This window comes from uncultured Candidatus Kuenenia sp., assembly GCF_900696675.1.
Lineage (GTDB): Bacteria > Planctomycetota > Brocadiia > Brocadiales > Brocadiaceae > Kuenenia > Kuenenia stuttgartiensis_A.
This window is the reverse complement of sequence record NZ_CAADGZ010000164.1, coordinates 1-6,380: the sequence shown is the minus strand read 5'-3', so window position 1 is coordinate 6,380 and position 6,380 is coordinate 1. Positions and strand designations below refer to the sequence as shown.

Sequence of the window (6,380 nt, the reverse complement as noted above, 5' to 3'; positions counted from 1 at the left end):
ATAATTCCATCAACTTATTCATAAGTAGTGTCCTCCAAATTGTCTGATTACTATTTACGAGGATACTACTATACTTTATAATAAACTAAAAATCACCTTTTTGGTTGCGGCCAAAGGCCGCGCTAGGTTGTTTGAAAATCAATTACCCCTCGAACTACCATTCCAGAGGTACATTGGTTTTGTGATGCTCTGGCTCTGCTCCGGAAAGCGGGAAATATCTAATGTAATTGTGTTTTTTTGTGAAAGTTTCGTGCATAGCAGGCCAAACAATTCTGCAAACCCATATAGTCTTTTGTATCTTACTATGGTTGCTTCATCAATACCTGATGCCTTTTTTGCCATACCAATCGCATCTTCCAAATAACCGATCTTGTCAACCAAACCGGCTTCAAGGGCCTGTTTCCCTGTATAAATTCTGCCGTCGGCAATCTTTTTTACCTCCTCTACGTCCAGATTTCTCCCGATGGAAACAACTTCAACAAACTGCATGTACATTTCGTTGATAATATTTTGGAGTATTTCGGTTTCTTCCTCCGTCATCTGTTTCAGAGGAGACCCGATTTCCTTCATATCCCCTGATGCAATTGAATTATCGACAACACCATGACGGTTAATAAATTCCGAAATATTTATTAACGGCATAATTACGCCAATGCTTCCTGTAATGGTCGTAGGGTGAGCAACGATAAAATCTGCCGCAGAGGCAATATAATATCCCCCCGAAGCGGCAATATCTTCCATATATACCACTATTTTTTTCTGCGTATTCTTCTTAAACTTTATAATTTGATGATACATAATATCACTTGCCGTGATGCCCCCGCCCGGGCTTTCTATTTCAAGCAAAACCGCTTTGACCTGAACATCGTTTGCCGCATGTTCCAGTTGTTCCTTTACGATTTCAACAATACTCGGTTTTTCTATAAAAAGATTTCCAGTAGTCTCATTTGTCAAAATCCCCTTCACAGAAATAACAGCAATCTTATTCTCACCACTTCCTTCAACTATCTCTTCTGTGACATATTTTTTGTCCATAGCACCGCCTGCAATAATCGATTTGCCCATCATAAGCGACCCAATCAACAGCAGAAACGAAAAAAGAGTACATAAAAAGAAGAATGTCGCAAGGCCGGTGGCTACCCAAAAACCGGCGCCCCTTTTATTTTTAATATAGACAAACGGTCCGGTTATTCCATTTGGCAAAACGGTATTATTTATTTCTGACATTTAACCCTACCTTATTTCTTCACACATACAGGGAATTTTTCCACACACAGGGCAACCGGTAGTATATTTAGCAATTGCCTCTTCCATTTTAACTCCTGATATGCTTGCCAGGGAAAAAAGCCATGCAAGCACATCGGCAAACTCCTTTTCCAGTTCTTCTTTATTATTGTCTCTCAAAGCGCGCGAAAGCTCTCCAACCTCTTCGGTAAACCACATAAAGGTCTTTGCCAAGCCCCGCTTCGAATCTTTCTCCAGATACATTTCTTCAATAAGCTTCTGAAATTTACTAATATTCATACATCAGATATCAAAAAAAACTACCAAAATTACCTGTTTCATTTCGTATCATCATTTTCGCCTTGCCATATTGGTATGAGCGAATGTTTTATCTCCAGCATATCCAATATTTTGGCAACTACAAAATCCACCTGATCGGCTATTGTCCCCGGATTGTGATAGAAACCCGGCATTGCCGGCAAAATACACGTTCCTGCTGAAGACAGTTTCAGCATCGACTCCAAATGAATCGACGATAAAGGCGTTTCACGGGGTACCATTATCAGCTTTCTTCTTTCTTTTATCGTTACGTTTGCAACACGCTGAATGAGGTTGCTCGCAATCCCACATGCTATAGAACATAGTGTATTCATACTGCACGGAACAATAACCATTGCTTTTACAGGAAATTGACTGCCGGCAATCGTTGCGCTGATATTCGAGTTATTGTAATACGTTATATTATTCGCGGAGCGCCCTAATAACGCATCATAATTTGGTTTTTCACAAGGCAAATCAATGCCCAATTCATGGTGTATCACCTTAAATGCGGCGTCGGAAATTGATATATGGAGTGAAATATCATTTTTACTTAACACCTGCAAAAGCCGTTGTGCATACACAACACCACTTGCGCCAGTAATTCCAACGACAATATTTTCCACACACAATTCCTTATCCCTGAAACAATTTTAACACCGCAAGTACATTATATATTGCGTGAGTATAAACGGCAATACCAAGCCCTCTAAACATAAAAATACATGCCAATATTATACCGGATAGCATTCTAAACATGAAACTTGTATAGGTAAACGCGCCGCTCAAACCTCCGATATAATGCATAATCGTAAATATCAGCGCGCTGAAAATAATACTCACTACGGCGCTAAGCGGTTTGCTTGCCTTTAGTACTTTTGTTATGAATAAATAGAAAGCAGAAACAAGCAACAGTCTGAAAACTATTTCTTCATAAACGCCGGCGCCTACTGAAAGGAGTATTCCTCCTCCTGTCTCCCAATGAAAGGGCATAGCAAGCAAATACGGAAATAACACCTTATATACTACAAAACCAGCCACATAACCAATAAACAGGGCATAAACAACACTTTCAATGAACATCGGGAAGTACAGAAATACATTAAGATTATGTTCTTTTTCAATATAAAATACCGCTACCAGAAGAAACACTATTACCAGTAGATTGAATACCAGCGACCCGCTTTTGCCGAATAGTGTTAATGGTGTTTTTGTGATGGTATCTGCGGTGTTTTTTAATGCTGAGCCGTAAAATGCAATCCCCGCTTCATAGAGAATAAGTAAGGGCAAGATAAATACAAAACTATTTGCAAGACGTTTCGAACGGGAAAAATACAAACTCTTCATTGATAAAAAGATTTCAGGAAAAAAGAGATTGTCGCTGCAAACCCAAAACCCCAGCAATAATATGCAAACATATACAATCTGCCTCTTTGTACAATTTTTATAAGGAATTGCAAGGCAAGATATCCTACGATAAAGGCCGCGCCGGCGCCGGCAGCCAGAGGGATAAGGTTTTTATCATGCATAACATCTATCTTTCGTGCCTGAAGAATCACCGCGCCAACAATCGCAGGTATACTGAGAAGAAATGAGTACCGAACCGCTGATTCACGGCTAACTCCCATGTAGGAAGCCGCCGAGATTGTCAGGCCGGAACGGGAAATGCCCGGAATAATTGCAATCCCTTGTACAGCGCCTATAACCAAAGCGCGTAACACATTTAACGGCTTTCCGCCAGGGTTTTTTACTCCAATGAATTTTGTCAACCACAGAATGAGGCCTGTGATAAGAATTGCAACCGCAGCAAGAAGTGGTTCATTAAATAATGACTCAAACATATCTTCAAATAACAGCGCAATGATCCCGGTAGGTATAGTTCCAATAAGAATTAACATAAATAACCGTGTGTATTGGTCCTCCGCCCAAATTTCCTTTGGACGACATCCGGAACATAGTTTTAGCGTGGAAATAATTGTCCCGCGAAAGATTTCCAGAATATCCTTCCAGAAAACAGCAAAGATAGAAAGCAATGTGCCCAGGTGCAGCACCACCTCCAAAAGGACGCCGTTGGTTTCTTTCACCTGCAAATAATCTTTTAAGATAACCAGATGACCGGAGCTGCTTACCGGCAGGAATTCCGTTAAACCCTGGATTATCCCAAGGACAATATGTTCAATCATACAATTTCTCGCTTTTAATATCCATTATTCATATCGCAGCAAAGCCGCAACTAAAAAAGGTTTAACCACAAAGAATATAAAGAAAAACTTACAAATAAAAAAACTTTTACCGGGTAATACAATAAAGGTTTGCCAGTATATCAGCCAGTCGGAAGGCTGTCAATAACGTTTCATTTAACGCCCAAATACAATCCTCAATCCTCAGCCTGCAGTTTGCCGACTACCGATTGCAGCTTATTTTACCCTACCTGCCCACTTTTATTACCTGAAACTCCTTGTAATTAAAAATTATTTGACAAAAGGGGTCGATGTGCTACAATTTTTGAAATGCCTATTGCGGTTTGCCGTATTGCAGTAATTTACGGTTAAACAGAAGTTTATCTTGAGGATGTGGCCAATGATTCCCGTATCACTTTCAAAAATTGTAATCACTGAAACAAGTGATCATCAGGTCATTGTGTTAAAAGAACTGGAAGGGAAAAGAAGCTTTCCCATCATAATTGGCCTTAATGAAGCATGGGCAATTGACCGCGCAGTAAAGGGAATCAGTACCCCACGCCCTTTGACGCATGATTTAATTACAAGAATTATAGAAAGTCTTAATGCAGACGTAGAGCGGGTGGTCATCAGCGATCTGAGAAATAATACTTTTTATGCAAAAATTGTATTGCGACAAGACGGAAATATCATTGAAATTGATTCAAGGCCTAGCGATGCAGTAGCGCTGGCTATGCAGAAAAATACACCTATCTTTGTTGCAAGCAAGGTATTGGAAGAAGTCTGCAAAACAGAAGACTGTTTTTAAAACGGAGGGATGGCCGAGTGGACTATGGCGGCAGTCTTGAAAACTGCAGGAGGTGTAAGCCTTCCGTGGGTTCGAATCCTACTCCCTCCGCCATTTTTCAGTTTTAACTTTACTGATGGAAGTTTTTATATCAACCGCTGGCGTTATTCCTGATAACAAGTAAGAAACCAGCGGTTTATTATTTTATTAAATAATTCCAATACATAAAACTATTACCGGAGAGGTGGCTGAGCGGCTGAAAGCGACGGTTTGCTAAACCGTTGTAGGGTCTAAAGCCCTACCCCGGGTTCGAATCCCGGCCTCTCCGCCATATACTATATGCCCTGTTAATTCCTGTATTACCTTACGTGTGGCTTGTTAGCAGGCGATTGCCCTGTTCTTTGGCGCAACAGGTAGTATTGCCAGGCAAAACCCTTTTTTATTTGTAAGATTTTCTTTGTGTACTTTGCAGTTAAAGCCTTTTTGGTTACGGCATTTTTCTAAAAAGAAAAACATTCCTCAGAAACCCTGGCATTAAGAAAAACACCATTATGCTGCGTTTCTTCAGAATGAACATTCCCTCCTTATCTGTATGAAAATCGGAATTATTGCAGATACGCATGATAATATTCCAGCAATCAAAAAAGCTGTTCGTTTTTTTAATACACAGGATTTAGAATATATCATTCATGCAGGCGATTTTGTCGCCCCATTTTCCCTGAAAGAATTGATGCATGTGAAAGCCCGGTTTATTGGGGTGTTTGGCAATAATGATGGCGAACAAAAGGGCTTGCTTGGCGTCTGCAACGATATCCACATTCCGCCATATACTATTACCATAGACGGAAAAACAATCCTTGTGTCACATATGCCTGAAATGTTAACCGGCAGTGTGAATATTGAAAATATTGACATCATTATAAGCGCCCATACGCATACGCCGGAAATTTCCAGAGGGAAACCATTATACATAAACCCTGGAGAATGCTGTGGCTGGGTCAGCGGCAAAAGTACCGTAGCTTTATTAAATCTTAAAACATTCCATGCGGAGATAGTCGATCTTTCACCGGCATCTTAACAACCACTTAAAATATATGAAATTTTTCAAAATAATCTTTCAATCAATTGCGCCCTGCATAGCCGCCAGCTCAATTTTGTGCGGCTGTGTACTTCGTACGATCACCATTGATTCAGAACCTCCCGGAGCAACGGTTTATCTGGACGACGAACCTATCGGGCAAACTCCGGTGACCACAAAATTCACCTATTACGGAACCAGAAAATTTTCCCTGGAAAAAACAGACATAGACGGCAGGTTGCTGGCAAAACGGCTCACTGTCTATGAAAAAATCAAAACACCCTATTATCAATATGTACCTCTGGATTTTTTCGCAGAACTCATTCTCCCTATAAAAATTGAAGATGCACATTATTTCCTTTATAAACTGGAACCGGTGGAAGAAAGACCTGTGGAAGAACACAAAGAGGAACTCCTGAAGAATGCATCAGAATTAAAAGAACAGTTATTTCAGCATACTTCCCATTAAATTGTAACACTTTAGTTTTTTGAAAAATTCCCGGGATAGAAAAAATACCATGTAGCCCTGTTAGGGGCGGTCTGTTTGTAACGGATGTTCACCCCTGCCAAAACGCATAAGTGCTTAATACATAGTTTGTTAAGGCTGTATTTTTAATAAATATGTAGTCACTAATATATTGTTATTATACGACAATATACTTGACGGATAATGGTTGTTATCTGTACAATGGTGGACATGCATATTGTAGAGAACAAGTCAAAATCCGGTAAAAAAATCTATCGATCTACCCTTCTGCGGGAATCGTACCGTGAGGATGGGAAGGTCAAGAAA

The 6,380-nt window shown here is 40.1% G+C and carries 8 protein-coding genes and 2 tRNA genes; 5 read left to right on the top strand and 5 right to left on the bottom strand.

Annotated features, from left to right (window positions below):
• Nucleotides 1-138: 138 nt before the first annotated feature.
• Genes sppA through QZT26_RS15820 form a run of 5 tightly spaced genes read right to left on the bottom strand, consistent with a single transcriptional unit; the run spans nucleotide 139 to nucleotide 3,725 of the window.
• Nucleotides 139-1,227, bottom strand: coding sequence for a signal peptide peptidase SppA (gene sppA, locus QZT26_RS15840; protein WP_099326016.1), 1,089 nt, complete (start codon nucleotides 1,225-1,227; stop codon nucleotides 139-141).
• A gap of 6 nt (nucleotides 1,228-1,233) precedes the next feature.
• Nucleotides 1,234-1,524, bottom strand: a complete 291-nt coding sequence (locus QZT26_RS15835) for a MazG nucleotide pyrophosphohydrolase domain-containing protein (protein WP_099326015.1) — start codon at nucleotides 1,522-1,524, stop codon at nucleotides 1,234-1,236.
• A 38-nt stretch (nucleotides 1,525-1,562) separates the two neighbouring features.
• Complete coding sequence (locus QZT26_RS15830) at nucleotides 1,563-2,168, bottom strand: flavin prenyltransferase UbiX (RefSeq protein WP_099326014.1); 606 nt, start codon at nucleotides 2,166-2,168, stop codon at nucleotides 1,563-1,565.
• A gap of 10 nt (nucleotides 2,169-2,178) precedes the next feature.
• A complete protein-coding gene (locus QZT26_RS15825) occupies nucleotides 2,179-2,889 on the bottom strand; it encodes a CPBP family glutamic-type intramembrane protease (RefSeq protein ID WP_099326013.1) in 711 nt (236 codons plus the stop codon).
• On the bottom strand, nucleotides 2,886-3,725 hold the full coding sequence (locus tag QZT26_RS15820) for an undecaprenyl-diphosphate phosphatase (RefSeq protein ID WP_099326012.1): 840 nt from the start codon (nucleotides 3,723-3,725) through the stop codon (nucleotides 2,886-2,888). The genes QZT26_RS15825 and QZT26_RS15820 overlap by 4 nt, the downstream gene beginning before the upstream one ends.
• Before the next feature lie 397 nt (nucleotides 3,726-4,122).
• Here QZT26_RS15820 and QZT26_RS15815 point away from each other — a divergent pair, with 397 nt between their 5' ends.
• The 5 genes from QZT26_RS15815 to QZT26_RS15795 all read left to right on the top strand — a co-directional run bounded on the left by QZT26_RS15815 (nucleotide 4,123) and on the right by QZT26_RS15795 (nucleotide 6,056).
• Nucleotides 4,123-4,530 carry a bifunctional nuclease family protein gene (locus tag QZT26_RS15815; RefSeq protein ID WP_099326011.1) on the top strand — a complete coding sequence of 136 codons (408 nt, stop codon included), beginning with the start codon at nucleotides 4,123-4,125 and terminating at the stop codon, nucleotides 4,528-4,530.
• A gap of 3 nt (nucleotides 4,531-4,533) precedes the next feature.
• A tRNA-Ser gene (locus QZT26_RS15810) sits at nucleotides 4,534-4,623 on the top strand.
• A gap of 124 nt (nucleotides 4,624-4,747) precedes the next feature.
• Nucleotides 4,748-4,840 (top strand) — tRNA-Ser (locus QZT26_RS15805).
• Between the two features lie 261 nt (nucleotides 4,841-5,101).
• Nucleotides 5,102-5,587, top strand: coding sequence for a metallophosphoesterase (locus tag QZT26_RS15800; RefSeq protein WP_099326010.1), 486 nt, complete (start codon nucleotides 5,102-5,104; stop codon nucleotides 5,585-5,587).
• A 16-nt stretch (nucleotides 5,588-5,603) separates the two neighbouring features.
• Nucleotides 5,604-6,056 (top strand): PEGA domain-containing protein, encoded by a 453-nt coding sequence (locus QZT26_RS15795; protein ID WP_099326009.1) that lies wholly within the window; start codon nucleotides 5,604-5,606, stop codon nucleotides 6,054-6,056.
• The last annotated feature ends 324 nt before the right edge of the window (nucleotides 6,057-6,380 follow it).

Bases quoted from the DNA above. Each gene is read 5' to 3' on its own strand.
- QZT26_RS15825 (WP_099326013.1), bottom strand. From the start codon at position 2,889: ATGAAGAGTTTGTATTTTTCCCGTTCGAAACGTCTTGCAAATAGTTTT.
- QZT26_RS15835 (WP_099326015.1), bottom strand. From the start codon at position 1,524: ATGAATATTAGTAAATTTCAGAAGCTTATTGAAGAAATGTATCTGGAG.
- QZT26_RS15820 (WP_099326012.1), bottom strand. From the start codon at position 3,725: ATGATTGAACATATTGTCCTTGGGATAATCCAGGGTTTAACGGAATTC.
- QZT26_RS15800 (WP_099326010.1), top strand. From the start codon at position 5,102: ATGAAAATCGGAATTATTGCAGATACGCATGATAATATTCCAGCAATC.
- sppA (WP_099326016.1), bottom strand. From the start codon at position 1,227: ATGTCAGAAATAAATAATACCGTTTTGCCAAATGGAATAACCGGACCG.
- QZT26_RS15815 (WP_099326011.1), top strand. From the start codon at position 4,123: ATGATTCCCGTATCACTTTCAAAAATTGTAATCACTGAAACAAGTGAT.
- QZT26_RS15795 (WP_099326009.1), top strand. From the start codon at position 5,604: ATGAAATTTTTCAAAATAATCTTTCAATCAATTGCGCCCTGCATAGCC.